28 protein-coding genes and 1 riboswitch are annotated in these 25976 nt (G+C 67.4%); of the genes, 6 read left to right on the forward strand and 22 right to left on the reverse strand.

Features of this window, described 5'->3' with window-relative positions; genetic code table 11:
* The 4 genes from LQV16_RS04020 to LQV16_RS04035 form a co-directional block, all read right to left on the reverse strand.
* The coding region (locus LQV16_RS04020) for a site-specific integrase (RefSeq protein ID WP_229992715.1) at positions 1-214 on the reverse strand (214 nt) is incomplete at its 3' end.
* A gap of 117 nt (positions 215-331) precedes the next feature.
* Positions 332-1519: a DNA-processing protein DprA gene (gene dprA / locus LQV16_RS04025; protein ID WP_229992652.1), complete on the reverse strand. Its 1188-nt coding sequence runs from the start codon at positions 1517-1519 to the stop codon at positions 332-334.
* 47 nt (positions 1520-1566) lie between these two features.
* Positions 1567-3114: a YifB family Mg chelatase-like AAA ATPase gene (locus LQV16_RS04030; RefSeq protein ID WP_229992653.1), complete on the reverse strand. Its 1548-nt coding sequence runs from the start codon at positions 3112-3114 to the stop codon at positions 1567-1569.
* Entirely contained in the window at positions 3115-3471 is a 357-nt protein-coding gene (locus tag LQV16_RS04035; protein WP_229992654.1) for a YraN family protein, read from the reverse strand.
* Between the two features lie 50 nt (positions 3472-3521).
* Between LQV16_RS04035 and LQV16_RS04040 the strand changes: the two genes are divergently transcribed.
* Positions 3522-4016 (forward strand): hypothetical protein, encoded by a 495-nt coding sequence (locus LQV16_RS04040; RefSeq protein WP_229992655.1) that lies wholly within the window; start codon positions 3522-3524, stop codon positions 4014-4016.
* The gene (locus tag LQV16_RS04045; RefSeq protein ID WP_229992656.1) at positions 4013-4441 is read left to right on the forward strand and encodes an HAD domain-containing protein; all 429 of its coding nucleotides are present in this window, start codon (positions 4013-4015) and stop codon (positions 4439-4441) included. Before LQV16_RS04040 ends, LQV16_RS04045 begins: the two co-directional genes overlap by 4 nt.
* A 472-nt stretch (positions 4442-4913) precedes the next feature.
* On the opposite strand, the gene LQV16_RS04050 is transcribed toward LQV16_RS04045, so the two are convergent.
* From LQV16_RS04050 to LQV16_RS04110, 13 genes are all read right to left on the reverse strand, one after another.
* The gene (locus LQV16_RS04050) at positions 4914-5240 is read right to left on the reverse strand and encodes a DUF2469 domain-containing protein (protein ID WP_018773443.1); all 327 of its coding nucleotides are present in this window, start codon (positions 5238-5240) and stop codon (positions 4914-4916) included.
* 96 nt (positions 5241-5336) lie between these two features.
* Positions 5337-6002 carry a ribonuclease HII gene (locus tag LQV16_RS04055; protein ID WP_229992657.1) on the reverse strand — a complete coding sequence of 222 codons (666 nt, stop codon included), beginning with the start codon at positions 6000-6002 and terminating at the stop codon, positions 5337-5339.
* A gap of 10 nt (positions 6003-6012) precedes the next feature.
* The gene (gene lepB, locus LQV16_RS04060) at positions 6013-6990 is read right to left on the reverse strand and encodes a signal peptidase I (RefSeq protein ID WP_229992658.1); all 978 of its coding nucleotides are present in this window, start codon (positions 6988-6990) and stop codon (positions 6013-6015) included.
* Positions 6991-7671, reverse strand: coding sequence for a signal peptidase I (lepB, locus tag LQV16_RS04065; RefSeq protein ID WP_229992659.1), 681 nt, complete (start codon positions 7669-7671; stop codon positions 6991-6993).
* Positions 7672-7801: 130 nt separating this feature from the next.
* Positions 7802-8161, reverse strand: a complete 360-nt coding sequence (gene rplS / locus LQV16_RS04070) for a 50S ribosomal protein L19 (protein ID WP_090578701.1) — start codon at positions 8159-8161, stop codon at positions 7802-7804.
* Between the two features lie 235 nt (positions 8162-8396).
* Positions 8397-9209, reverse strand: coding sequence for a tRNA (guanosine(37)-N1)-methyltransferase TrmD (gene trmD, locus LQV16_RS04075; RefSeq protein WP_229992660.1), 813 nt, complete (start codon positions 9207-9209; stop codon positions 8397-8399).
* A complete protein-coding gene (gene rimM / locus LQV16_RS04080; protein ID WP_229992661.1) occupies positions 9210-9767 on the reverse strand; it encodes a ribosome maturation factor RimM in 558 nt (185 codons plus the stop codon).
* 122 nt (positions 9768-9889) lie between these two features.
* Positions 9890-10132: an RNA-binding protein gene (locus tag LQV16_RS04085; RefSeq protein WP_079554798.1), complete on the reverse strand. Its 243-nt coding sequence runs from the start codon at positions 10130-10132 to the stop codon at positions 9890-9892.
* 1 nt (position 10133) lies between these two features.
* On the reverse strand, positions 10134-10559 hold the full coding sequence (gene rpsP / locus LQV16_RS04090) for a 30S ribosomal protein S16 (protein WP_026266438.1): 426 nt from the start codon (positions 10557-10559) through the stop codon (positions 10134-10136).
* A gap of 218 nt (positions 10560-10777) precedes the next feature.
* Entirely contained in the window at positions 10778-11215 is a 438-nt protein-coding gene (locus LQV16_RS04095; RefSeq protein ID WP_229992662.1) for a hypothetical protein, read from the reverse strand.
* Positions 11216-11698: 483 nt separating this feature from the next.
* A complete protein-coding gene (locus LQV16_RS04100) occupies positions 11699-12574 on the reverse strand; it encodes a VOC family protein (protein WP_229992663.1) in 876 nt (291 codons plus the stop codon).
* An 82-nt stretch (positions 12575-12656) separates the two neighbouring features.
* A complete protein-coding gene (locus LQV16_RS04105) occupies positions 12657-13739 on the reverse strand; it encodes an amidohydrolase family protein (RefSeq protein WP_229992664.1) in 1083 nt (360 codons plus the stop codon).
* On the reverse strand, positions 13736-14242 hold the full coding sequence (locus LQV16_RS04110; protein WP_229992665.1) for a GNAT family N-acetyltransferase: 507 nt from the start codon (positions 14240-14242) through the stop codon (positions 13736-13738). Before LQV16_RS04110 ends, LQV16_RS04105 begins: the two co-directional genes overlap by 4 nt.
* Positions 14243-14316: 74 nt before the next feature.
* Positions 14317-14425: riboswitch (TPP riboswitch) on the forward strand.
* Here LQV16_RS04110 and thiC point away from each other — a divergent pair.
* The gene (gene thiC, locus LQV16_RS04115) at positions 14421-16256 is read left to right on the forward strand and encodes a phosphomethylpyrimidine synthase ThiC (RefSeq protein ID WP_290369323.1); all 1836 of its coding nucleotides are present in this window, start codon (positions 14421-14423) and stop codon (positions 16254-16256) included. (Overlaps the previous riboswitch by 5 nt.)
* On the opposite strand, the gene LQV16_RS04120 is transcribed toward thiC, so the two are convergent.
* Positions 16253-16987 carry an alpha/beta hydrolase gene (locus LQV16_RS04120; RefSeq protein ID WP_229992666.1) on the reverse strand — a complete coding sequence of 245 codons (735 nt, stop codon included), beginning with the start codon at positions 16985-16987 and terminating at the stop codon, positions 16253-16255. The two genes, thiC and LQV16_RS04120, sit on opposite strands and share 4 nt — an antisense overlap.
* A gap of 70 nt (positions 16988-17057) precedes the next feature.
* Positions 17058-18641 carry a signal recognition particle protein gene (gene ffh / locus LQV16_RS04125; protein ID WP_229992667.1) on the reverse strand — a complete coding sequence of 528 codons (1584 nt, stop codon included), beginning with the start codon at positions 18639-18641 and terminating at the stop codon, positions 17058-17060.
* Positions 18642-18793: 152 nt separating this feature from the next.
* Here ffh and LQV16_RS04130 point away from each other — a divergent pair, with 152 nt between their 5' ends.
* Positions 18794-20182 (forward strand): glucose-6-phosphate dehydrogenase, encoded by a 1389-nt coding sequence (locus LQV16_RS04130; RefSeq protein ID WP_229992668.1) that lies wholly within the window; start codon positions 18794-18796, stop codon positions 20180-20182.
* Between the two features lie 126 nt (positions 20183-20308).
* On the opposite strand, the gene LQV16_RS04135 is transcribed toward LQV16_RS04130, so the two are convergent.
* The gene (locus LQV16_RS04135; RefSeq protein ID WP_028276847.1) at positions 20309-20647 is read right to left on the reverse strand and encodes a P-II family nitrogen regulator; all 339 of its coding nucleotides are present in this window, start codon (positions 20645-20647) and stop codon (positions 20309-20311) included.
* Positions 20644-22011, reverse strand: a complete 1368-nt coding sequence (locus LQV16_RS04140) for an ammonium transporter (protein ID WP_229992669.1) — start codon at positions 22009-22011, stop codon at positions 20644-20646. The genes LQV16_RS04135 and LQV16_RS04140 overlap by 4 nt, the downstream gene beginning before the upstream one ends.
* Positions 22012-22261: 250 nt before the next feature.
* Between LQV16_RS04140 and LQV16_RS04145 the strand changes: the two genes are divergently transcribed.
* Together LQV16_RS04145 and LQV16_RS04150 are read left to right on the forward strand one after the other, a co-directional pair.
* Complete coding sequence (locus tag LQV16_RS04145; protein ID WP_229992670.1) at positions 22262-23512, forward strand: MFS transporter; 1251 nt, start codon at positions 22262-22264, stop codon at positions 23510-23512.
* Between the two features lie 271 nt (positions 23513-23783).
* On the forward strand, positions 23784-25388 hold the full coding sequence (locus LQV16_RS04150; RefSeq protein WP_229992671.1) for a hypothetical protein: 1605 nt from the start codon (positions 23784-23786) through the stop codon (positions 25386-25388).
* A 281-nt stretch (positions 25389-25669) separates the two neighbouring features.
* On the opposite strand, the gene LQV16_RS04155 is transcribed toward LQV16_RS04150, so the two are convergent.
* Positions 25670-25906 carry a hypothetical protein gene (locus LQV16_RS04155; RefSeq protein ID WP_229992672.1) on the reverse strand — a complete coding sequence of 79 codons (237 nt, stop codon included), beginning with the start codon at positions 25904-25906 and terminating at the stop codon, positions 25670-25672.
* Positions 25907-25976: the final 70 nt, after the last annotated feature.

Raw genomic sequence — 25976 nt, forward strand, 5'->3', positions numbered from 1 at the left:
GGGCCAGGGTGGCGCGGGACTTGCCGGACTCGCTCTGGGCGCCGAGCCAGCGCCGGAGGGTCCCAAGCTCCAGCCCGGCAAGATCCTGGACCCCCTCGGTCGCGGCGTGCGCCAGCAGGCTTTCGACGTCGGAGAGATAGGCCCGGACGGTATGGGCGGACCGGCCCCGCTCCGCTTCCAGGTAGCGGCCGAAGCGTGCGGCGGCGCCGTCCAGCGAGGTGGGCAGCGCGGCGGGGGGATCCTGTGTAGGCACCCTCCTACTGTGGCAGTATTCCCGGGGCATTCAAGGAGCCGGTCGGCGAGCCGCGCCTTCCCGGCGGCGCTCATCACCTCAGTCCGCTTTCCCGGAGCGTTTCCAGCCGCCGTGCCGGGATTCGGCCAGGCCCAGCAGCCCCAGCCTGCCAAGCCCGGCGCGGACTGAGTCCGGGCCCAGACCGGCCACCGTGGCCAGCTTCTCGACCGAGCTGGTGGTGCGCAGCGGCAGGGCATCGAGCAGGATCAGGTCCTCCAGGGTCAGGCCGTCGTGGGCCTCAGCCCGGCCTGCCTTGTCCGGGGGCACCCCCTCGCCGCTCGGGGAGGCGAGTTCGGCGATTTCCCCGGCATCCGTGACGCACACGGCCCCGCCTTCGCGCAGGAGCCGGTGGCAGCCGGCGGAGTTGGCGCTGTGGATGGATCCGGGCACGGCGCCCACGGCCCGGCCCAGGCTTTCGGCATGGTGGGCGGTGTTGAGGGCGCCGGAGCGCCACCGGGCCTCGACGACGACCGTTACAGAGGCCAATGCCGCAATGAGGCGGTTGCGCTGCAGGAACCGGTAGCGGGTGGGCGCGGACCCGGGCGGGACCTCGGCCAAGACCGCGCCGTGGTCCGCCACGGCCCGGAGTAAGTCCTCGTTGCCGGACGGGTAGAAGCGGTCCACTCCCCCGGCCATGACGGCAATGGTGGGCACGCCGCCCGTGCTTCCGGCCAGGGCCGCCCTGTGGGCGTGGGCGTCAATCCCGTAGGCACCGCCGGAGACGATCGTGAAGCCGCGCTGGGCCAGCGAGTACGCGAGATCGCCCGTCACCGATGCCCCGTAGCTGGTGCTGTCCCGGGAGCCCACCAGAGCAATGGACCGGGCCGCCGGGGGCAGCTCCTGTTCCACTCCGCGCCACCACAGGCACAGGGGTTCCTTGAGTTCGAGGTCCGCCAGCTGCCGCGGCCACAAGTCGTCTGTGGGAATGAGGATCCGTCCGCCGAGCCGCTGCATGGTGGCCAGGTCCCGCTCCGGTGCTAGGTCGGGCACGCGCGGGGCCCAACGCTTCAGCGCCTCCGTGAGCCCTGACCAGCCCCCACCGGAGCCGCTGTCCGACAGGATTCCGGTCATCTCCTGCTCAAGCTCGGGACCGGCTGCGAGCCGGCCGCTGGCAATCCGCAGGGCGTCCTGCGTTCCCGCGGCCCGCACGAGTGCCAGCGCCGCCGCGTCCTGCGGCTCGAATAGTCGGGACAGGGCGGCCCGGGCTGTTCGTTCGTCATCGATCATGGTGGTTCCTTTCGCGTGGCTACGGGTGCTGATTCGCGCCGGCAGGCTCAGGGTGAGGCCGCGGCGGCCTGGCGGAGGCCCAGCGCCCGCCCGACGTCGTCCCCGTCCGGAACGTCGCGCCGGGAGAGGTCCGCAAGGGTCCAGGCGAGGCGCAGCACGCGGTCGTAGCCGCGTGCGGTCAGCACACCGCGCTCCAGCGCGTAGTCCAGGATGCGGGTGGTGGGGGCATCGAGCCGCAGGGCCCCACGGAGCAGCCGCCCCGGCACCTGCGCGTTGGTTTCCATCCCGAACGGCAGCAGCCGGTCCAGCTGACGGCTCCGGGCCGCCCGGACCCGTTCCGCGATGCTGGCGGTTCCCTCCTCGGCTGTAGGCTGGCCGAATCCGGCCAGCGACACCCGCTCGACTTCGAGCTGGATATCGACCCGGTCCAACAGGGGCCCGGACATCCGGGCCTGGTACCGGCGGCGCATGGTGGGGGTGCAGATGCAGTCCACCCCTTTGCCGGTTGCCTTCCCGCACGGACAGGGGTTGGCTGCGAGGACCAGCTGAAATCGGGCGGGATAGGCCGCTGACCCGGCCGAGCGGTGGATGACCAGCTCACCGCTTTCCAGCGGCTGCCGCAGGGCGTCCAGGACGCCGCGGTCATACTCCGGGGCTTCGTCCAGGAAGAGCACTCCGCGGTGTGCACGGGACGCTGCCCCGGGCCGCGGCAGCCCGGACCCGCCACCGATGATGGCCACAGCGGTCGCGGTGTGGTGCGGGTTCTCGTAGGGTGGCCGGCGCAGCAGCTGCACAGAGCCCGACGGCAAAGAACACAGCGAGTGGATGGCGGTGACCTCCATGGCCTCGGTGTCGCCCAGATCCGGGAGCAGGCCGGGCAGCCGCTCGGCGAGCATAGTCTTCCCGGCGCCCGGCGGTCCGGTCAGCAGCAAGTGGTGGGCACCGGCAGCTGCCACTTCCAGGGCGCGCCGCGCCGCGGCCTGGCCGGAGACATCGCACATGTCCGGCGCCAGGGCGGGACCGCTGCCTGTATCGGGGCTGTCGGAGTCCTCGGACCCGGGCTCGAAGTCGAGGGCAAGGTCCTGCGGGTCCGCGCCGCAGTCGAAGGCGAGCCGGGCCAGGGTGGCATAGCCCCGGACCTGCGCGCCGGGGACGAGCTCGGCCTCCGCCACGTTGGCCCGGGCCACGACGACCTCGGGGTAGCCGGCCCGTACCGCGGCCATCACGGCCGGAAGGATGCCCCGCACGGGCCGCAGCCGGCCGTCCAGGCCGAGTTCGGCGATGAAGACGGTGCGCCCCGTGGGCCGGATGTCGTTCGCCGCGAGCAGCACCGCCATGGCGATGGCGAGGTCGAAGCCCGAGCCGCGTTTGGGCAGGGACGCCGGGATGAGGTTGGCCGTAATTTTCCGACGGCTCAGCGGGATCCCCGAGTTCTGGGCCGCGGAGCGGATCCGTTCCTTGGCCTCGTTCAGTGAGGCGTCCGGCAGGCCAAGGATCACAAAGGCCGGCAGGGTCTGGCCGATGTCGGCCTCGACCTCGACGATGTAGCCGTTGAGGCCCACGAGCGCGACCGAATAGGTCCGGCCCAAGCCCATCTACCCCACACCCCTGAGGTGCTCGACGTCGGGCTCGCCGATGCCGTCGTCCAGCACGGCGATCACGTCCACGCGGCACAGTGGGGCGCGCAGCCCCTGGGCACGACACCACGCCGACGCGAGCCGGTGGAGCCTGGCCAGCTTGTCCGCGCCCACGGCTTCAAAGGGGTGGCCGTAGGCGAGGGACTTGCGGGTTTTCACCTCGGCGATGACCACGGCTTCGCCATCAAACGCGACAATGTCGATCTCACCCTCAGGGCAGCGCCAGTTCCGCTCCACGATCTGCATGCCGTGGGCTTGAAGGTAATCCGCCGCGAGGTCCTCCCCGTGGCGGCCGAGCACGTCCTTAGCTCTCATACCTCCAGCATGGCGGGCCGCCAAGGACGGGCAGAGGGCACACTTTTGCTATGTGGAAAAACCCATGGCCCGGTCGCGGCGGAGGAAAGGTCGCAGCGTTACCGGAGTATGAAGCACCGACTTGGAACAAGGAACGTGCACCCGGCTCCCTGGCGAATCAAGACATGGCGTACCAGAGTCTGAACGGCAACGCCAAGGGCTACTCACGACACAGGCGGTTCGCCATCAACCCGGTCGCGGCCTATCCATTCAAGACGATTCAGCACGAGCTGAGCCACATCGTCCACGGTCACACAACTGACGAGAAGCTGGCAGAGTACGGCAATCACCGTGGGATCTTCCAGTTCGAAGCCGAGGGGTCGGCCTACCTAATCATGAACAAGTCAGGGGCGACTGATCAGTTCGACGCCGACGAGAGCCGTCACTACGTCCAGTCTTGGCTACAGGGAAATAAGCCAGACGAGAAGCGTATCCGCAGGGTGTTCAGCACTGCTGATCGCATAATCAAGGCAGGACGAGAAGAACCGCAGGAGAAACAGGAATGAAAGTACTTTTCCTCGATATTGATGGAGTCGTCAACCGCGTGGGTACGCGACAGAGCTTTCACGGCTTCATGGGCATCGATCCGTTCCTGGCGTCCAGGGTCAGCAAGATCATCCTCGACACTGACGCAGCCGTTGTTCTTACGTCCACATGGCGGATCTTCAAAGACGGCCGGGAAGAGGTCGACCGACACGTCTACAAGACCTTTGACGTGACTCCGACGGCAGACACAGGTTTTCGTGGCGAGGAGGTGAAGATGTGGCTGGACCAGCATCCAGAAGTTACGCGGTATGCCATTATCGATGATGACTCAGACTTCTATGCCGATCAGCCCCTGTTCAAGACCGCCTGGCAGACGGGAATCACCGACGAGATTGCGCAGCAGGTAACCGAATATCTAAACAGGGAGGAGAGAGCCAATGAGTGAACGTCTACCAGCCAACGAAGAGAACCTTATGATCAACTTCAGGACGTGCTGGAGCGAGTTAAATAGCCCCTACGTGACTTGCTCAACGTTGGGGACCTGGACAACCCTGACGAGCTGCGAGCTGCGAGCTGCCATACAGCTCTGCGAGCAACAACCGACCGCCATGTACGTCGTCAGCCTCGAGGGCTTCGCGTCACACCTTGAGGACATGCCGCGCTTGTCAGTCCGCGACATCGAGTCAGTCGCTCTGATGAGGACGGAAACGTCTACTTCATCAAAAAAGCTCATGAATAAATAGCAGATTGCTTCATAACGCTGCGCAATTGATGGGGGTTCTGCCACTGCCCACACTCGTCACCCGGGCGGCGGAAGGCGGTATCTATCTGGGCCCGGGTGCATTGCCCTGGACCGCATCGGGAAACCCTGCTGCGGCACCCAGGGGCTAGGAAGCCCGAAAACTAGGAAGCCAGGGTCAGTTGCCCAGGTCTTCGACCTTGGGCAGGGCGAGCTCCTCGCTGCGCGGCAGTTCCTCGACGTTGACGTCCTTGAACGTGATGACGCGGACGCTCTTGACGAAGCGGGCGGAACGGTAGACGTCCCACACCCAGGCGTCCTGCAGGGTCAGATCGAAGTAGACCTCGCCGTCGGCGCTGCGGGCCTGCAGGTCAACATGGTTGGCAAGGTAGAAACGCCGTTCGGTCTCGACCACATAGCTGAACAGCCCGACGACGTCGCGGTATTCGCGGTAGAGCTGTAGCTCCATGTCGGTCTCATAGTTTTCAAGGTCCTCGGCACTCATGGTTCCATCTTGCACCATCCGGCGTCGGCCGCGCGCCACCGCGCGCCCCAGAGAGGCACAGAGAGGCACAGCGTGCCACGGGCCGGCGCCCGCAGGCTAGAGCAGCTGCCAGCTGACCCGGTGGTACGGCGTGGGACCGGCGGTCCGCAGCGCTTCCTTGTGCGCCGCGGTGCCGTAGCCCTTGTTCTCGTCCCAGCCGTAGGCCGGGTATTGGGTGTGCAGCTCGCACATCATCGCATCGCGCTCGACCTTCGCAATGATGCTGGCCGCGGCGACGCTGAGGCACTGCATGTCGGCTTTGACCAGCGTGTGCACCGGGGCGTCGCAGCCGGGTTCGGCGGGGGCGTCGTCAAAGAGTGAGGGCTGGAGATCGGGCGAGAGCCAGTTGTGGCTGCCGTCCAGCAGGACAACCTCGGGCCTGATGCCGGCGGCGAGCACCGCGAACCAGGCCCGGTTCCCGGCCAGCCGGAGGGCGGCGATGATTCCGAGTTCGTCAATCTCGTTCGCGGAGGCATGTCCCACGGCGGAGGCGACGCTCCAGTCCCGGACCAGCGGCACCAGCCGCTCCCGGTCCGCGACCTTGAGCAGCTTGCTGTCCCGGACATCGGCCAGGAGCTTCTGCTGTTGCAGGTCGACGACGGCGATCCCCACGCTGACGGGGCCGGCGAGGGCACCGCGGCCCACCTCGTCGATACCCGCGAGAAGCCGGGCGCCGGAGCTGCGGAAGCGGCGTTCGTAGTCGAGGGTGGGGGCGACTGACATGAAGGGCGGCTTACTTTCCGGTCGGGGCGGGCACGCTGCTGAAGACGCCCGGATAGTTGTCCAGCACCGACATCCTGTTCAGCGGCCACGCTATGACGGCGGCTTTGCCTTCGATGTCGGACTCGTTGACGAAGCCGCCGTTGGTGTCCATATGGGCGCGTGAATCCGCGGAGTGGTTGCGGTTGTCGCCCATGACCCAGACCTTGCCCGCGGGCACGACGACGTCGAAGTCGCGGACCTGGGGAGTCTCGACGGAATTGATGTACTTCTCATCAAGCGGCGCGCCGTTGACGGTGAGCTGTCCGCCGGCGTCGCAGCAGACCACGTGATCCCCGGGGAGCCCGATCACGCGCTTGACCAGGTGCTGTTCCGAGTTGTCCGGAAGCAGACCGACGAACGTCAGCCCGTCCTGAACCCAGGTGAACGGGCCCTTCGTCTTCTGGGCTGCGGGGGCCAGCCAGCCCTGGCTGTCCCGGAACACCACCACGTCCCCGCGTTGGAGCGCCATGGGCTCCGGCACGAGGAGGTTGACGAAGATGCGGTCGTTCACGTCGAGGGTGTTGACCATGGATTCGGACGGGATGTAGAAGGCCCGGAACAGGAAGGTCTTGATCAGGAAGGACAGCACGATCGCCACGATGACCACCGTGGCAACCTCCTTCAGCCACAGGAAGAGCGGGCTGCGCCCTTCACGGGCCCTGGCCTTCCTGGCCCGGCGGGAGGACGCATCTGCGTGGGCGGGACCGGCTGTCCGGTCCCTGTCGCCCCGATCAGCCCGCCGCGCCCCGGCACTGCCGTCCTGCGACGCCGGCGCCGGCACAACAGCCGGCGCCGCGGCCTCCGCACCAGCGTGCTCGTCCGCGACCTGTGCCTGCGGCAGCCGGGTGGTGGGCTGCTCCGCCGGCTCGTCCCCGGGGATCGCCGAGGCGGCAACCCGGGGTCGGTCCTGGCCCTGCGGATCAGGAGTGCGCGGTTCGGTTTCGGGCATCTACTGTCCGTTCGTCGTCGTCGTTGTCGCAGCCGGTTCGGGCCGCGCTACTGCTGCAAATCTATCAAGCGGCCAGATGATCTGTACCGGTCTGCCAATGACGCGTTCGAGCGGCACCATGCCGCCGCCGGGGGCACCGAGGAGGCTCCGGGAATCGGCCGACATGGAGCGGTGGTCCCCCATGAGCCAGAGCCGTCCGGCCGGCACCTCAACAGCGAACTTCATATCGCTCGGGGTGTCCCCCGGATACAAGTACGGTTCCGCAACTTGCTGACCGTTGACTGTGAGCCGGCCGCCGGCATCGCAACAAACCACGCGGTCACCGGGCAGTCCGATGACGCGCTTGACATACGTGGTGTCGCTGCCCGCGAGGCCGAGCCAGCGTCCGGCTTCGGCGAGAGCATCCACCACGGGGCCGTTGCCGCTGTTGAGCGGGGCGAAGGAGCCGCGGCCGTCAAAGACGACGACGTCCCCCCTGTCCAGGGGTTCAGCCTGGAAGCCGGCCCGTGCCACCAGGATCCGGTCCCCGGTGTGAAGGAGCGGTTCCATGGACGCGGACGGGATGAAGAAGATGTCCAGCCACAATGAGCGGACCACGGCGCTGATGGCCACGGCGAGCACCAGGGCCAGCAACGCAAAACGCCAGCCCGGTTTCCTGGGCTGGCGTTTTGGCTGTTCCATGTTCCGTATCCCTTGGCGCTGTAGTGAACTAAATTGCGCTGTTGCGGATAGCTCCGGCGCCGCACTAGCTGACGCACCGGGTACGGTCCGTGGACCCGCGGTGGAAGCCTGTCGTGGAAGTCGAAAGGACTTACTTGGCGGGCTGGAAGTCGCGCTTTTCCTTGATCTTCGCGGCCTTACCACGCAGGTTACGCATGTAGTAAAGCTTGGCGCGGCGCACGTCACCCTTGGAGACGAGCTCGATCTTGTCGATGATCGGGGAGTGCACCGGGAAGGTACGCTCCACGCCGACACCGAAGGAGACCTTGCGGACGGTGAAGGTTTCGCGGACGCCATCGCCGTGGCGGCCCAGGACGAAGCCCTGGAATACCTGGACGCGGGAGTTCTTGCCTTCGATGATGTTCACGTGAACCTTGATGGTGTCACCCGCGCGGAACTCGGGAACATCGGTGCGCAGCGAGGCTGCATCTACGGAATCGAGGATATGCATTGATCCACTCCTGGTGAACGCCACAGGTCACTCACGTTGGGTTACGGCGGCCAAGCCCGGGGGCATGTGCCGCCCGGAAATTTCCGCCGAAAGTTTGTCAATCCGGCCCTGTCAGGAATAGACGGGACCGGGGTGCCGGGCTGTTGGCAGCGCTCCCCCTGTGGCAGGTTCGCAACCCAGCAGGCACAAGGACTAATTTTGCCACATTTTGTGCGGGTTAGCCCAATCCCGGCGGTTAGGCGTCGGGACGGCGCACCAGGTGGCCGTCGACGACGTCGTACCCCAGGTCAGCGAACGCCGTGCGGTCCGCGCGCGGCAGCCTGCCGGCGTCGAACTCCACCAGGAGGTCGGGGCGGCGTTCGGCGGTGCGCCGGTACTGCTCGTGCCGGCGCCACTGGGCGATCTTGCCGTGGTTGCCGCTCAGCAGCACCGCCGGGACGTCCCGGTCCCGCCAGCTGGAGGGCTTGGTGTAGACGGGGTACTCGAGCAGCCCGTCCGAGTGGGACTCCTCGACCAGGGACTCGGGGTTGCCGACGACGCCGGGCAGCAGCCGCCCGATGGCCTCAACCATGGCCAGCACGGCGACTTCGCCGCCGTTGAGGACGTAGTCCCCCAGGCTCATCGGGCGCACCGTGAAGTGGTCCGCGGCCCATTCCAGGACGCGTTCGTCGATGCCTTCATAGCGTCCGCAGGCGAACACCAGCTGCTCTTCCTCGGCCAGTTCGTGCGCGGTGGCCTGGGTGAAGCGCTCCCCCGCCGGCGACGGGACAATCAGGACCGGCTTGCCGGCAGAATCCGGCACGCCGGCGTCTTCGGACCGCCCGGCGGCCACGGCGGTGAGGGCCTGCGCCCACGGCTCGGGCTTCATGACCATGCCGGCGCCGCCGCCGTAGGGGGTGTCATCGACCGTCCGGTGCCGGTCGGTGGTGAACTCACGCAGGTCGTGGACCTTGAGGTCCAGCAGGCCGTCCTGGCGGGCCTTGCCGATCAGCGACAGTTCCAGCGGGGCCAGGTACTCCGGAAAGATGCTGACGACGTCGATTCTCATCTACGCGTTGCCCTGCTCATCGAGGTTGTGCTGGTCGGGGGCCTCGTCGGTGTTGACCTCGAACAGCCCGGGCGGCGGGGTGACGAGGACGTACTTTTCACCCACGTTGACCTCGGGCACAATCTGCTCGACGAACGGGATCAGGACTTCCTTGCCGTCGGTCGTGGTGACCACCAGCAGGTCCTGGACGGGCAGCGTGTGCAGTCCCGAGACCTTGCCGACCACGCTGGCGCCCACCCGGACGTCCAGGCCCACGAGCTCGTGCTCGTACCAGCCCTCGTCGTCGTCGGCGGCGCCGATTTCTTCGGTTTCGATGAACAGCTTCGCGCCGCGCAGGGTCTCGGCCTCGTTGCGGGTTTCGATCTCATCGAAGGCCAGCAACAGGATGTCCTTGTTCCAGCGCGCGCTGAACACCGTCAGCGGCCCGGCGGAGACGGGTTCCACGATGAACTGCGTGCCGGGAACAAAACGGTCGCCGGGCGCGTCGGTGAGCACCTGGACGGTCACTTCGCCGCGGATGCCGTGGGGCTTGCCGATTCGTGCCACCTGGAGCTGCATCTGTTCCTCTGTTCGGGGTTGGTGATTCTGTAAGTCTGTTGCGTAACGACGGGAAAACAGTCCGGCCCCTCCACCATTATCTGGTGAAGGGGCCGGACTCAAGACAAGTAGTGCTGAAAGCGTTACCGGCGGCGGTCGGTGTCGACGACGTCGACCCTGACCTGCTCGCCGTCCGCCAGCGCCGCAACCACAGTGCGCAATGCGCGTGCGGTCCGGCCCTGCCGGCCGATCACCCGTCCGAGGTCGTCCTGATGAACGCGCACCTCAAGGGTTTCCCCGCGGCGGTTGTTCTTCGCACTGACCTTGACGTCCTCGGGGCTGTCAACAATCCCGCGGACCAGGTGTTCGAGCGCTTCTGCCAGCAATTTACTCAGCCTCGGTGGTCTCTGCTTCGGCGGCGTCGGCGGGAGCCTCGGCAGCTTCATCCTTCTTGGCCTTCTTGGTGATGGCTTCCGGGATGATCACGGAACCCTTTTCCGGGGTAACGAAGGCAGCCTTGGGAGCCTTGGTCTTCAAGGTTCCCTCCTGGCCCGGGAGACCCTTGAACTTCTGCCAGTCACCGGTGATCTTCAGGATCGCGGCAACCTGCTCGGACGGCTGTGCGCCGACGCCGAGCCAGTACTGGGCACGGTCCGTGTCGACCTCGATGTACGAGGGCTCTTCGGTCGGGTGGTACTTGCCGATCTCTTCAATAGCACGGCCATCACGCTTGGAGCGTGAGTCCATGACGACGATGCGGTAGTACGGTGCGCGCATCTTACCGAAGCGCTTAAGGCGAATCTTTACGGCCACTTTTGTGGTCACTCCTGTTTCTGAAACGGGGTCGAGCCCGGCGTTCTGCACCCGTGGGGCGGGCCGTACTTGGGGGTTCTAAAGGACAAGATCCAGACGCGGAGAGAGGGGCCACGCAGATCGAGTACCTGTTCATTGTGCCAGAACACCGGCAGGATTTCGACTTGACGCGGGTCCGGCGCGCCAGCACGCCCCCTGGTCGCGGCGATCCAGGCCGGTCAGGACGTCCAGACGTAGAGGCCGGACCTGGTGGCGGGGTCGACTCCAGCGGCGAGCTCGGCGATCCGGCGGACATAGCCCCGCGCCTCGTCCGGGCCGAAGGGCATGTCCTCCTCGGCGGCCCAGTTGGCCGCGACGTCCTCGAGGACGTCGCCCTCCCCTTCGGTTTCATAGCTGAGCAGTTCCGCCAGCGTGCGGACCATCGCGGCGGGGACGCCGAGCAGCGAGTCGCTGGCCACGTCAACCATGGCCAGCTCGTAATCCGCGCCCGGGGCGTGCACGGCCACTCCGGCGAGGTCTCCCAGCCGCTCCACCTCAAAGTCACTAATCTCCGGGATGCGGACTGCCCCCGGCGCGGCCGGCCCGCCGCCTTCGAGTGCGCCGGCGCGCTTGAGGGCTTCTTCGTGGGTGGACACAAAGAGTTCGGTGAATCCCATGCAGCTTGTCCTTAGGGTTCGGCGGTACGCGGACCGCTGTTTTCGGCGTCGCTTCAGCCTAGCGTGCCTTTAGCGCACGGCGACGCTGGTGGACATGCCCTCCGTAACCGTGCCGGATGTCGCCATACTTGGTCCCACCCGTGGGCATGCCCTCCCCGGAGCGTGAGCACTGGACATATGGCAGCTATGTCCGTTCCCGGCTGCGACCGGTGGACATACCCAGCGGTCCTGAGGGCGACCAGTGGACATGTCCTCCTCCAGCCCGGGAAACCCAGCCCATCCGGCTGCGACCGATGGACACGTTCCGAAGTCCCGCCAACGAACAGTGGAAATGCCCTCCCCCGACGGTGAGCAATGGACATAAGGCAGCCATGTCCATTCCCGGCCGCGACCGATGGACATGTTCCGAAGTCCCGCCAACGAACGTTGGGCATGTCCAGTGGGGAGCTATGAAGGCTGGACATGCCCAGCGAACAGCGTGCCTTAGCGCACGGCGACGCGGATCCGGTTGCGCCACGGGTCCTCGAAGCGCAGCTCGGCGCCGGTGTGGTGCGAATCGACGCCGGCGACCTTAAGCCGGTCGGCCAGGCCTGCGACGTCGTCACCGGACGGCACTTCGATGAGGACTTCACCCAGGCCCAACGTGTCGCGCCGGGGACCCGCGCCGCGGCTGTTCCAGACGTTCATGGCCATGTGGTGGTGGTAGCCGCCGGCAGAGACGAACAGTGCCTGGCCGTGCCAGCCCGCGGTCTTCTCGAATCCGAGGGTGCCGACGTAGAACTCTTGCGCGGAATGAACGTCGCCCACTTGCAGGTGGACGTGCCCGACGCCGGCGGCGGCCTCGCGCTGGCCGGTCACGGATTCTTCGGTCAGGAACTGCTGCAGGTAACGCTGCGGCGGCAGGGCCAGGCTGTCCATGACGACGTTCTTGCCCTCCCACGACCAGGCTTCCCGCGGCCGGTCCCAGTACAGCTCGATGCCGTTGCCCTCGGGGTCGTTGAAGTAGAACGCCTCGCTGACAAGGTGGTCCGCGCTGCCCGTGAAGGACTGGGGCTCATACTGGGCCGCGGTGGCCACGGTAGCCGCCAGGGAGTGCTGGTCCTCGAAGAGCAGGGCGGTGTGGAAGAGCCCGGCCTCGCCGCGGGAGGGAATGTTCAGGCCGGGGGCGGGCGCCAGGTGGACCAGCGGCTTGCGCTTGCGTCCGAGGTAGAGGCCGCCGTCCTGTTCGGCCACAATTTCCAGGCCGAGGGCCCGCTGGTAGTAATCGGTCATGAGCTTCATGTCGCCGACCTTGAGCATCACGGTGCCCATGCTGAGTTCGGCCGGAAGGAGATCCTGGGTGCTGGATTCTTGGGTCATCGAAACGCTCCGGTGTCTTGCGGCCACCGGGTATCGGCGACCTTTCGTATAGGGTTAAATTACTTGAAGCTTCAATTTATTCCTAACGGATGAAGTGCCCCCTCAGCACAATGTGCTGTAGGCCCGCGAGGGTGCCGAGGTGCTGCCGGGGGTCTTCGGCGCATACCAGGACGTCGGCGCTGGCCCCTTCGGCGATGCCGTCCGCGCCGAGCCACGTCCTCGCGGACCAGGCCGCCGCGTCGAGGGCGGCTGCTGCGGGCAGGCCGGCGGCGTGCAGGGCATGGATCTCGTCCACGATCCGGCCGTGCCTGATCACGCTGCCGGCGTCGGTGCCGGCATAGATGGCCACCCCGGCCTCGTAGGCTTCGAGGACCCGTTCAGCCCGCCGTTCCCACAGCGAGCGCATGTGGGCGGCGTAGCGGGGGAACTTGGCCTCCGCCCGCGTGGCGATGTCCGGGAACGTGGCGATGTTGATCAGAGTGGGCACGATCGGGACGCCTTGGTCGAGGAAGCGCGGCAGGTGCCGGGGCAGCAGCCCGGTGCCGTGCTCGATGCAGTCGATCCCGGCGTCGAGCATGTCATCCAGGGTGTCTTCGGCGAAGCAGTGCGCGGTGACCCGGGCCCCTTCATCGTGGGCGGCCTGGACGGCGTCCTTGACCGTCCGGGCGGGAAAGCTGGCCGCCAGGTCGCCGGCGTCGCGGTCGATCCAGTCCCCCACGAGCTTGACCCAGCCGTCGCCCGCGCGGGCCTGCTTCCGCACCGCCTCTACGAGATCCTCCGGCTGGACCTCGATGGCCAGGCCCGGCAGGTAGCGCCGGGTCCTGGCGAGGTGCCGGCCGGAGCGGATGATCCGGGGAAGGTCCGCCCGCTGCTGGAGCCAGCGGGTGTCGTGGACCGCGCCGGCATCTCGGACCAGCAGCGTCCCGGCGTCCCGGTCCGCCAGGGCCTGGGATTCGGCGGTGTCCTCGGAAACGTCCCCGCCCGGGCCCAGGCCGATGTGGCAGTGTGCGTCCACGAACCCGGGAATGACCCAGCCGTCCAGCACGGTCTCCGGCGCGGCTGCCGGGCGGCGGAAGGTCAGCAGTCCGTCCACCGACCAAAGTCCGCGGCGTTCCTGGTCCGCGGCCGTGAGGATGGGGCCGCTGAATTCGATGATGCCGGTCATGGCCTAAGCCTAATCCGCATGACGACCCGCCGGCCCAGATCATCCAGCCCCAGCTGCGCTTCGTGCACCCGCAGGGCAGCCAACGCCTGGCCCGGCTGGGCGAATTCCTCGAAACCGCAGCTCGCGTAAAACGGCCCATTGAACGGAATGTCCGCGAAGGTGCTAAGCGTCATCGATAAACAGCCACGACTCCGGGCCGCATCGATGGCCGCCTCCACCACGGACCGGCCGATCCCCCGCCCGCCGAAGTCCGGCTGCACGGAGAGTTGCTCCAGGTGGGCCTGGCCGCCGAGTTCGTCAACGCGGGCAAATCCTACGGGCGGGTTTCCGGCGACAAGTATGAAGCGCGGCTCGACCGGCGTCGTCAACGCCGGAGCCGGGAGCGCCTGGTCCCCCGGCTCCGCTTCGAGGATGCGGTCTGCTGCGGCCTCGAGAACCGGCAGCGCCGGAAGGTCTTCCGGCGTCGCCGTCCTGATCCGGGCCGCGGCCCCGGGCACAGTCACAATGCCAAGCTAACACCGCGGTCCGCCGGCCGCGTCATACTCCACAGCCGTCGACAGGCACGTGGTAGCTTCGTCTACGACCACACGGGTGCCCCCTGCAGGGGCTGAGATCGGGCTGACGCAGCCTGCGACCGTTGAACCTGTCCGGGTAATGCCGGCGAAGGAAGTGAGTATTTTCGTGAATACCCAATTGACCCAGCACAGCCCTGCCCAAATCGAGCCCGTCCAAATTGAGTCAGCCCAAAATGAGCCTGCAGCCGCCACGCAGTCGCTGAAGTCCCACTCGCTGGCCTTCACCACGGACCCGGACCATGGCATCCGCGTCCCGGTGACCGAGATTGCCCTGGAACCCTCACCGGGCGGCGTCGGGAACGCACCCTTCCGGGTCTACCGCACCGCCGGCCCCGGCAGCGATCCGGTCCGCGGGCTGGAGCCCTTCCGGGCATCCTGGATTGAGGCCAGGGCGGACACCGAAACCTACGCCGGCCGGGAACGGGAGCTGCTCGACGACGGCAAGTCGGCGGTGCGCCGGGGTGCGGCGTCGGCCGAGTGGCGGGGCGGCCGGCCGGTGCCGCGGCGCGCCGTTGAGGGCAAGACCGTCACGCAGATGCGCTACGCCCGGGACGGTGTCATCACCCAGGAAATGCGGTTCGTCGCGCTGCGGGAGAACTGCGATGTGGAGCTGGTCCGCAGCGAGGTGGCCGCGGGGCGGGCGATCATTCCCAACAACGTCAACCACCCCGAATCCGAGCCGATGATCATCGGCAAGGCGTTCCTGGTGAAAATCAACGCCAATATCGGCAACTCCGCCGTGACCAGTTCCATCGCCGAGGAGGTGGACAAACTCCAGTGGGCCACCCAGTGGGGCGCGGACACGGTCATGGACCTCTCCACCGGGGACGACATCCACACGACACGCGAATGGATCATCCGCAACTCCCCCGTCCCCATCGGCACGGTCCCGATCTACCAGGCGCTGGAGAAGGTCAACGGTGAGGCGAATGCCCTGACCTGGGAGATCTTCCGGGACACCGTGATCGAGCAGTGCGAGCAGGGCGTGGACTACATGACCATCCACGCCGGGGTGCTGCTGCGCTACGTGCCCCTGACAGCCAACCGGGTCACCGGCATCGTCTCCCGCGGCGGCTCCATCATGGCCGGCTGGTGCCTGGCGCACCACCAGGAGAACTTCCTCTACACCCACTTCGACGAGCTGTGCGAGATCTTCGCGAAGTACGACGTCGCGTTCTCCCTGGGTGACGGGCTGCGGCCCGGCGCGACGGCGGATGCCAACGACGCGGCGCAGTTCGCCGAGCTGGACACGCTGGCCGAGCTCACGCAGCGGGCCTGGGAGTTCGATGTGCAGGTCATGGTGGAGGGCCCGGGACATGTGCCCTTCCACCTCGTCCGGGAAAACGTGGAGCGCCAGCAGGAACTCTGCAAGGGCGCCCCGTTCTATACGCTCGGGCCGCTGGTCACCGATATCGCACCGGGGTATGACCACATCACCTCGGCGATCGGCGCCACGGAGATTGCCCGCTTCGGCACCGCCATGCTCTGCTACGTGACACCCAAGGAACACCTCGGGCTGCCGAACAAGGACGACGTGAAGACGGGCGTGATCACCTACAAGATCGCGGCCCACGCCGCCGACCTCGCCAAGGGCCACCCCGGCGCCCACGAACGCGACGATGCCCTGTCCAAGGCGCGGTTTGAGTTCCGCTGGCGGGACCAGTTCGCGCTGTCCCTGGACCCGGTGACGGCGGAGGCCTTCCACGATGAGACGCTTCCCGCGGAGCCGGCCAAGACAGCCCACTTCTGCTCGATGTGCGGTCCCAAGTTCTGCTCGATGCGGATCAGCCAGGACATCCGGGACGAATACGGTTCAGCTGATTCGCAGGCGGCCCTGGCGCAGATGGCGGCCGGAATGCAGGCGAAGAGCAATGAGTTCCTCGCCTCGGGCGGCAAGGTCTACCTGCCGGAACCGGCCGTAGGCGAACCTGCAGCCTCCTAGGACGCCCGGGCGTGCTGGTGCCGGCTAACCTCGGCGATGTACGAGCGGATGGCCCGGTCCCCCTCGGCTGAATCCTGGGGCCGGTGCCCTCCCGGCGCCGTGCGGTGCAGGGCGCCGGTCTCGCGCAGGTAGCCGGCGATTTCCTCATACAGCGGTTCCCAGCCTCCGGTCAGGACCAGCGTCGGCACGCCCGGCACGATCTGCAGCGGGGCTTCCCACGGCGGCGCCTGCAGGCGGAGCCGGCGCGCCGCCCGGAGGGCCTCCGGCGTCGTGGCCCCCGGGGCGTCGGCCGCAAACGCGCGGCGGATGAACTCCCGCTGGAAGTCGTCGTCGCTGAGGTTGTGCCGGACGTCGAAGAGCGGCTGCATGAGCGCCCGGTGCGCAGCGGTGGCGGGAAGCTCCGCGGTCAGGGACAGGCAGGCCGGTTCCACCAGGGTGAGCGACTGGACGAGGTCGGGCCGCTCGACGGCAGCCATCATCGCGGCGATCGCGCCCTGCGAATGGGCCACCACATGGCCGCCGGCCTCGCCGCGGCCGTCGTCTGCCAGCGACGCGAGCACAATTGCGGCGTCGGCGGCGAAGTTGGATTCGAGGGGTTCCGCGACGGCGTCAAACCCGTGCCGCCGCAGGAACAGGGCGTCGTAGTCCAGCGCCATTCCGTGCTGCTTTGGCCACGCGGCGGCACCGAAGCTGCCATCCCCGTGGACGAAGACTACGCGCTGCTTGAACATTGTCTAACCCTATGGCACTTCAGTGCTGATGCCGCCGGCGACACAGTCCCGGCGGCATTAGCAGCTGCGGCTACTTGCTGCCGCCGAGGAACTTGTCGAAGCCCTTGGGCAAATTCAGCTGGGACGGATCGAAGTCGCCGCCCTGCTGGCCGAACGATGCCCCGGTGGGCAGGGCCTTGGAGCCGGCGGCACGCCGGGCCTCGGCGTCGCGCAGTTCCTGCGCTGCCTTGGCCGGGTTGCCGGAGCGGGCCTTCTTCTTGGGCGCGGGCTTGGCTCCCTTGCGCGCCCCGCCGCCCATGCCGGGCATCCCCGGCATTCCGGGCATCCCGCCGCCGGCGGCCATCTTCTTCATCATCTTCTGGGCCTGGGCAAAGCGCTCCAGCAGTCCGTTGACCTCGGAGACGTGCACGCCGGAACCGCGGGCAATGCGGGCCCGGCGGGAGCCGTTGATGATCTTCGGAGCAACGCGCTCGTGCGGGGTCATGGACCGGACAATGGCCTCAACACGGTCGATCTCGCGCTCGTCGAACTGCTCCAGCTGCTGGCGGATGTTCTGCGCGCCCGGCATCATCATGAGCATTTTCTTCATGGAGCCCATGTTGCGGATCTGCTGCATCTGGGCGAGGAAGTCATCCAGGGTGAAGTCTTCCTGGTCGGCGAACTTCTTCGCCATCCGGGCGGCTTCATCCTTGTCCCAGGACTTCTCGGCCTGCTCGATCAGGGTGAGGACGTCACCCATGTCGAGAATGCGCGAGGCCATGCGGTCCGGGTGGAAGAGCTCGAAGTCGTCCACGCCTTCGCCGGTGGACGCGAACATGACCGGCTTGCCGGTGACCGATGCGACGGAGAGCGCGGCACCGCCGCGGGCGTCGCCGTCGAGCTTGGAGAGCACGATGCCGGTGAAGTTGACGCCCTCGTCGAAGGCCACGGCCGTGTTGACGGCGTCCTGGCCGATCATGGAGTCGATCACGAACAGGACTTCGTTCGGGACGATCGCGCGGCGGATCTGGCGCGCCTGCTCCATCATGTCGGCGTCGACGCCGAGACGGCCGGCGGTGTCCACGATCACGACGTCGTGGAGGGTGCGCTTGGCTTCCTCGACGCCGTCACGGGCGACGGCGACCGGGTCGCCGGCAGGGTGGTCCAGCTCGGTGGACGTGGCGCCTGGGTGCGGGGCGAAAACGGGCACGCCGGCGCGCTGGCCGACCACCTGCAGCTGGGTGACGGCGTTGGGGCGCTGGAGGTCGCAGGCCACCAGCATGGGGCTGTGGCCCTGGGACTTGAGCCACTTGGCGAGCTTGCCGGCCAGGGTGGTCTTGCCGGCGCCCTGCAGGCCGGCCAGCATGATGATGGTGGGTCCGGTCTTGGCGAGGCGGATCCGGCGGGTCTCGCCGCCGAGGATCTCCACGAGCTCCTCGTTGACGATCTTGACGATCTGCTGGCTCGGGTTCAGCGCCCCGGAAACCTCGGCGCCGAGGGCACGCTCGCGCACGCGGCCGGTGAACTCCCGGACCACGGGCACGGCGACATCGGCGTCCAGGAGGGCACGCCGGATCTCGCGGACTGTGGCGTCAACGTCCGCCTCGGTCAGGCGGCCTTTGCCACGCAGATTCTTGAAGGTTGCTGTCAACCGGTCAGAGAGTGAATTGAACACGCGCCGTGCACTTCTTTCAGTGGATCTACAGGTGGCGGCCGGTGCGGCACGCCAGCGTCGCGACTGGTGTTCGCCTGGACGAACCGCCTCGACAACAGGACTCGACTATCTAGGGTACCAAGATGCGCCTTCAAGATGGCATGCTGGCTTAGGTGACCAGCCAAACAACTGTAAAAACCCTGCTCATCCTGGGCGCCTCGGGCGATCTGACGGGCAGGCTCCTGTTGCCAGGGCTGGCCCGCCTGGTGGCCCGGGGCCGCGCCGACGGCCTCACCCTGGCCGGAGCGGGATCGGACCCCTGGACGCCGGAGCAGTGGCTGGGCCGGATCGAGGAGTCCTTTGCGGACGAGAACTCCCGGGCCGATGCCCACGGCAAGCGGGAGCTCAAGCGGATCCGCCAGGAGAGCAGCTACCACCAAATCGATGTCACGGCCAAAGGCCAGCTCGCCGGGCTGCTGGCGCAGATGGAGGGCCCCGTGGCCATCTACTTCGCCCTGCCGCCGCGTGTCAGCCAGCGCGCGTGCGAGGCGCTGGCTCCCGAGGACGTGCCCGCCGGCACCCGGCTGGTCATGGAGAAGCCGTTCGGCTCGGATGAGCAGTCCGCGCAGCATCTGAACAAGACACTGGCCGCGCTGGTCCCGGAGGACCACATCCATCGGGTGGACCACTTCCTCGGCAAGGCAACCGTCCTGAACATCCTTGGCCTGCGCTTCGCGAACACGTTCCTGGAGCCGGTGTGGAACCGGCAGCACGTCGAAAAGATCGAGATCATTTTCGACGAGGACCTCGCTCTCGAAGGACGCGCCCGCTACTACGACGGCGCCGGCGCCCTCCGCGACATGATCCAGAGCCATCTGCTTCAGATCATGGCCCTCATGGCAATCGAGCCGCCCGCGTCCGTGGACGAACGCGACCTCCGCGATGCCGTGGCCACCGTGCTGCGGGCCAGCAGAATCAAGGCCCCGTACCGCCAAAACACCCGCCGGGCACGGTACACCGCCGGTTCGATCAACAGCCGGAAAATCCCGGACTATGCCCGGGAGGAGGGCGTGGACGCGTCCAGGGGCACCGAGACCCTCGCCGAGGTGCAGGTGGAGATCGACAACTGGCGCTGGCAGGGCGTGCCGTTCATCCTGCGCTCGGGCAAGGCGCTGGGCAAAAAACGCAAGGAGGCCGTGGTGACCTTCCGGCCGGTGCCGCACCTGCCGAAGGGGTTCACCGGCGTGGACGCCCCCAACCAGCTGCGGATCGGTTTTGGCCCGGACACCCTGCAGTTCGACGTCGACGTGAACGGCCCGGGCGATGTGCTGAGCCTGGACCGGGCCACGTTGCAGGCGGAGCTGAGCTCTTCCGAGCTCCTCCCCTACGGTGAAGTGCTGGAGGGCGTCCTGACCGGCGATCCGCTGCTCTCGGTGCGGGCGGACACCGCCGAGGACTGCTGGCGCATCCTGGCGCCCGTGCTGAAGTCCTGGACCGCCGGACATGTCCCGCTGGAGGAATATCAGGCCGGAACCCCTGGACCGGAGGGCTGGCCGGCGTAGCACTGGCGCAGCGCCGGCGAGGCAACAGGGACGACAAAAGCGGGCCGGATGCCTCTCAGGCATCCGGCCCGCTGTGTCAGTGCCGCTGTGTCAGTACCGGCTTCGGTAGTGCGGAGCGGGGAGCAGCTAGATCGCTGCCGAACCGCGCTCTCCCGTGCGGACCCTGACAGCCTCGAACACATCCATCGTCCAGACCTTGCCGTCGCCGGCCCGGCCGGTGTTCGAACTGGCGATGATGACATCCAGGATGTCGTCCGCCTGTTCGTCGGTGGCCAGGACTTCTACCCGGATCTTGGGCAGGAGGTCCACGTTGTACTCGGCCCCGCGGTACACCTCGGTGTAGCCGCGCTGCCGGCCGTAGCCGCTGGCCGCGCTGACCGTGAGGCCCTGCACGCCGTAGGCCTCCAGGCCCTCGCGAATAGCCTCAAGCTTTTCCGGACGGACGATTGCCGTGATCAGTTTCATGCCCCCACACTTTCCTTACCCGTTGCGTTCTGCTTGCCGTTGGACGCGGCGTCCACCGGCACTTCGGCGACTGCCTCTTCGCCCATCGGCTTGCCGGTGATCAGTTCGTGCAGCGGCTGGAAACTGCCGCCGTGCCCGCCGACGCCGAACTCGTAGGCGGTCTCTGCGTGCAGGCTCAGGTCCACACCGACGACTTCCTGTTCCTGGGAGACACGGAAGCCCATGAGCTTGTGGACCGGGAAGGCGATGATGAACGTCATCACGGCGGTGAAGACGATGGCCATCAGTGCCGCGAGGCTCTGGGCGACCAGCTGCGTGGTGCCGCCGCCGTAGAACAGGCCCGCAGCGCCCTGGGTCGGGGTGGCGAGGAAGCCGATTGCCACAGTCCCGATAACACCGGCGACGAGGTGGACGCCGACGACGTCGAGCGAGTCGTCGTAGCCGAACTTGAACTTCAGGCCGACGGCGAGCGCGGAGGCCACACCGGCAGCGACGCCGAGGGCGATCGCACCCAACGGGGAGACGTTGGCGCAAGCCGGGGTGATGGCGACCAGGCCGGCCACCACGCCGGAGGCGGCACCGAGGGAGGTCGGGTGGCCGTCGCGGAAGCGTTCCACCGCGAGCCAGCCGAGCATGGCGGCGGCCGGGGCGGCCAGGGTGTTGATCCAGATCAGGCCGGCCTGCTCCACAGTGGCAGCGGCACCGGCGTTGAAGCCGAACCAGCCGAACCACAGGATTGCAGCGCCGAGCATGACGAACGGAATGTTGTGCGGGCGGTGGTTCGGGTCCTTGCCGAAGCCCTTGCGGTTACCGATGATCAGGACCAGGATCAGGCCCGCGACACCGGCGTTGATGTGGACCACGGTGCCGCCGGCGAAGTCGATGACCGGCGCGAACGTCTGGCCGAACCAGCCACTGGCGGAGAAGAGTCCGCCGCCCCAGACCATGAAGGCCAGCGGCGCGTAGACGAGGGTGGCCCAGATGGGGGTGAAGACCACCCAGGCGGAGAACTTGGCGCGGTCGGCGACCGCGCCGGAGATCAGGGCCACCGTGATGATGGCGAAGGTGGCCGCGTAGCCAACCTTGAGCAGATCAGCCGGTTCGGTGAAGCCGTGCAGGCCAAAGTGGCTGAACGGGTTGGCGAAGATCTGGTAGAAGTTGTCTTCGTTGCTGGTGGCCATCGAGGCGCCCCACAGGACCCACATGATGCTCACGGTTCCAATGGCGACGAAGCTCATCATCATCATGTTCAAGGCCGACTTGGCGCGAGTCATGCCGCCGTAGAAGAATGCCAGGCCCGGGGTCATGAACAGCACGAGTGCCGCGGCGACCAGGAGCCAAACGAGACCTGCGGTGAGTTCCATGGTCTACGTCCTCTCTTGCAATAGGTGCGGAGTAGTCCGCCGGTCCCAACGCATTATTTGCGTTCTACATCGAGTTTCGCGGGGCCGTGTTTCGCTGGCGGAGGATTTACATTGCCGGGTTGTTACAAGAACCTCCCGGACGTAAATGGTGCATCTCACACTTGTTACGGTTATGTTTCATCGAATCAATTCCGCGCTTGAAGGACCCCGCCGCCAGCCGGCCCCGCATCTGCCCAAGGACGAACGCATCATGAGCAAAACCTCCCGCCCCGGCGGCGAAGCCGCAGCCAAGGCGCCCGCGCCGGCCCCGGGGCGTTCCCGGCTGCCGCGGGACATCAAGGTGATGCTGGTGGCGGCCTTCCTGATCGCGATCGGCTTTGGCCTCGTCGCACCGGTGCTTCCCCAGTTCGCCACCACGTTCGACGTCGGCGCGACGGCGGCAGCCGTGATCGTGAGCATCTTCGCGTTCATGCGGCTCGTTTTCGCCCCGGCGGGCGGCGCCCTGATCGTGAAGCTGGGCGAACGGCCCGTCTACGTGGCCGGGCTGCTGATCGTGGCTGCGTCGACGGCCGCCTGCGCTTTCGCCCAGGACTACTGGCAATTGCTGGTCTTCCGGGGCCTGGGCGGGGCCGGTTCGGTGATGTTCACTGTGGCGTCCATGGCACTCGTGGTCCGGCTCGCGCCGCCGGAAAGCCGCGGCCGGGTCTCGGGGGCCTATGCCTCCGCCTTCCTGATCGGAAACGTCTGCGGCCCGATCGTCGGCGGGCTGCTCGCCAATTTCGGCCTGCGGGTGCCGTTCCTGGCCTACGCGGCGGCCCTGGTGCTGGCGGCCCTCGTGGTGCAGACCCAGCTCAGCCATGTCCCGGCCGCCGCCCGGCAGCCCGGCGCCACGGCTCCGGCGATGGAACTCCGCGACGCGCTGCGGGACAGCGCCTACCGGGCCGGCCTGTTTTCGAGCTTTGCCAACGGCTGGGCCACCTTCGGGGTGCGGATGGCCACAGTGCCGCTCTTCGCCGTCGTGGCGCTCGGCGCGGGTCCGGAATCGGCCGGTTGGGCCCTGGCGGTTTTCGCGGGCGGAAACGCGGTGGCGCTGACGTTCTCCGGCCGGCTCGCGGACAGCCTTGGCCGCAAGCCGCTCCTACTCGCCGGGCTGCTGGTCACTGGCACTGCCACGGCGGCCATCGGATTCACGCACCAGCTGCCCTGGTTCCTGCTCGCCTCCGCTTGCGCCGGGATCGGTTCCGGCCTGCTGGGACCGGCCCAGCAGGCCGCGATCGCCGATGTGATCGGCAACGAGCGCTCCGGTGGCCGCGTCCTGGCCGTCTTCCAGATGGCCTCAGACAGCGGCGCGATCGTCGGGCCGGTGGTGGCAGGGCTGCTGGCGGACCGCCTGGGCTACGGCTGGGCCTTCGGGGTCACCGGCGGCATGCTGTTGGCCGCCGCCGCAGTGTGGTTGCCGGCCCGCGAAACGTTCGCCCGGCCGGCAGCAAAGAGCGCCTGACCTGCGGCGTTGCCGCCGCCGGTCCGCCGCGCGTGCAGTCCTGTCAATGACCTTGTCCAGGACCCTCCCCGGACTTGGCCCGGGACCGTGACCGGGACCCCGTTCAGGACCTACCGGTCAGCGCAGGCCGTCACCCTTGGCTAAGCTGGGGGCACGTGCCACAATCTTCCGGAGGTAATCCCCCATGGCCAGATTCGACTCTTCCCTAGGAAAAGCCGATAGCCCCGACCCCGCCGATCCAACGAACACGGGGAAAAGAAAGCGCGCACGGATGGTTGCCGGCGCCGGAATCGTCGCCGTCGTCGCAGCAACGGCCGTCCTGATTCCCCTCGCGCTCGGCTCCCCGACGCCGGCCCCGCCGGCCGCTTCCAAGACCGCCCAGTCGGCGGCACCGGCGCCCACCGCGGCTGAGGTGGGCCCCCCTGTCACCTATTACGCGCAGCCGGGCCCGCCGGCCGGGTCACCGCTGGAGAAGGTTGAGCCCCTCAACGTCGACGTCTCCAACGACCTCGTGGGCACCTCCCTGAACAAGGGCCTGACCGGAATCTCCCTCGAGGCCACGGATCTGGCCGATCCGGACCTCAGCAGCGACAACGCGTCGATGGTCAAGCTCCTGAAGGAGATCGACCAGCCCGTCCTGCGCTTCGGCGGCAACGCCGTGGACCGCCGCTTCTTCTGGACCTCCACCGGCGAGGGTGTCCCCTCCGACTACAAGGGAGACAAGACCCACCCGGTCAAGGCCGTGGGCCCGGCAGACCTTGCCCGGCTCAAGACCCTGCTTGAGGCCGGCGACGCCAAGGTCAGCCTCACGGTGGACCTGGGCCACTACAACCCGGCCCGGGCAGCGGACATGGTCAAAAACGCCTCGGAGATCTTCGGCGACCGGCTGCTCAGCATCACGGTGGGCAACGAGCCCAACGGCTTCGTCTTCAACGACGTCAAGACCGGCAGTGGCTACAGCCTGGAGCAGTACGTCCGGGAACTGAAGGACTACGCCAACGCGATCTATGCCGTGGCCCCCAACGTGCCCATCTCCGGCCCGGGCGCCTACGACCAGAAGTGGTGGCAGCCCTTCGTCGATGCGGACATCCCGCAGAAGAAGATCCTGACGTTCCACAACTACCCGCTCTACAGCTGTGACGGCAGTGATCCCAAGGGCTCGCCCACCATTGCCAACCTGATGAGCCAACTGATGCACGACCGTGCCGCCGACTACCAGCAGTCTGCCCTCAAGGTCGGCCAGGCAGCGGGCCTGGAGACCTGGCTCCCGGAGACCGGGATCGCGGCCTGCCCGGGCTCGAACGAGACCTCGCGCACGCATGCCTCGGCGCTGTGGGCGGCTGATTATGCCCTCAACGCCGCCCAGCTGGGCATTACCCGGATCGGTTTCCACAGCTCGCTGCTCACATGCAAGGGCGGCCCGCCCCTGTCCGCCATCTGCAGTGCCGGCGCCTACCCGTCCGGCAACGGCCAGATGTCCGGCCGTGCCAACTTCTTCGGCATCTCCATGGTGGCCGAGCTCGAGGCCGGCAAGTTCATGAAACTGAACAGCGCAGGAGGCGGGCTGGCCTTCAGCTACGCGCTGCAGAACGCGGACGGCAGCACGAGTGTCGTGATCGTGAATGAAAACGACCCCGAAAAGGCCGCGCAGACTCTCGTCACCCTGAACCTGCCGGGCAGGCCGGTAACCGGGACCATGACGCAGCTCAGCGGCCCCAGCTACTCAGCCGAGGACCAGACCGTCATCGACGGCGCCAAGACCGAGCCCAAGCCCCTCGCCCAGCGCGCCACGGTTCCCGGCTTCGCGTACAAGTCCCCGGCGCAGCAGTTCAAGCTGACCGCCGGAACAGTGACGGTCCTGAACTTCAAGTACTAGCCGCTTGACGTACTAGCCCGTCCCAGCGGCAAAAGAGAGTGCCCCGGTCCTGTCCGTCGGTTCCAGCGGTCATTGCAACACCCAGAATTCTTGGGAGTTGCAATGACCGTGTCGTGTTTAACGAAGATTTCTCAAGCCACTGCCTCAGTCGACGACTTCGCGCCGGGAGAGGCGCACCTCCTCAATGTCCAGGTCGGCCTGCACTTGGCGGAGCACGGTGTCGTCGATCCGGCGTTCGTCGCGGAGCCGGACGACGGATGCTCGTTTGCGGGCGAGCAGCCTCAGGCGCAGGGCGGCAGAAAGACCAGCAGCACAACCTCCGGGGGCAGGTGGACTTCCCGGAGCGAGGGGAGGAATCCGGCTTCTGCCGCTGTGGCGTCGCCGTAGGCGGAGCCCTGGGTGAAGATGACCGCATCGATGCCGGCGACCGCGTCCGCGAGAGTCGCCGCCCGGGTCAGCTCGCCCACAACCTTCAGTGCGGCGGCGTCGAACCGGCCTGCGCGGGATGCGCCGCGCACGAGAGCCCGCCGAGTGTTGCCGCGGGGGGACCTGCCAGTACGTGGATCAACGGGCACTTCCTCACCCGGG

The organism is Arthrobacter sp. Bi26 (assembly GCF_918697925.1).
Lineage (GTDB): Bacteria > Actinomycetota > Actinomycetes > Actinomycetales > Micrococcaceae > Arthrobacter.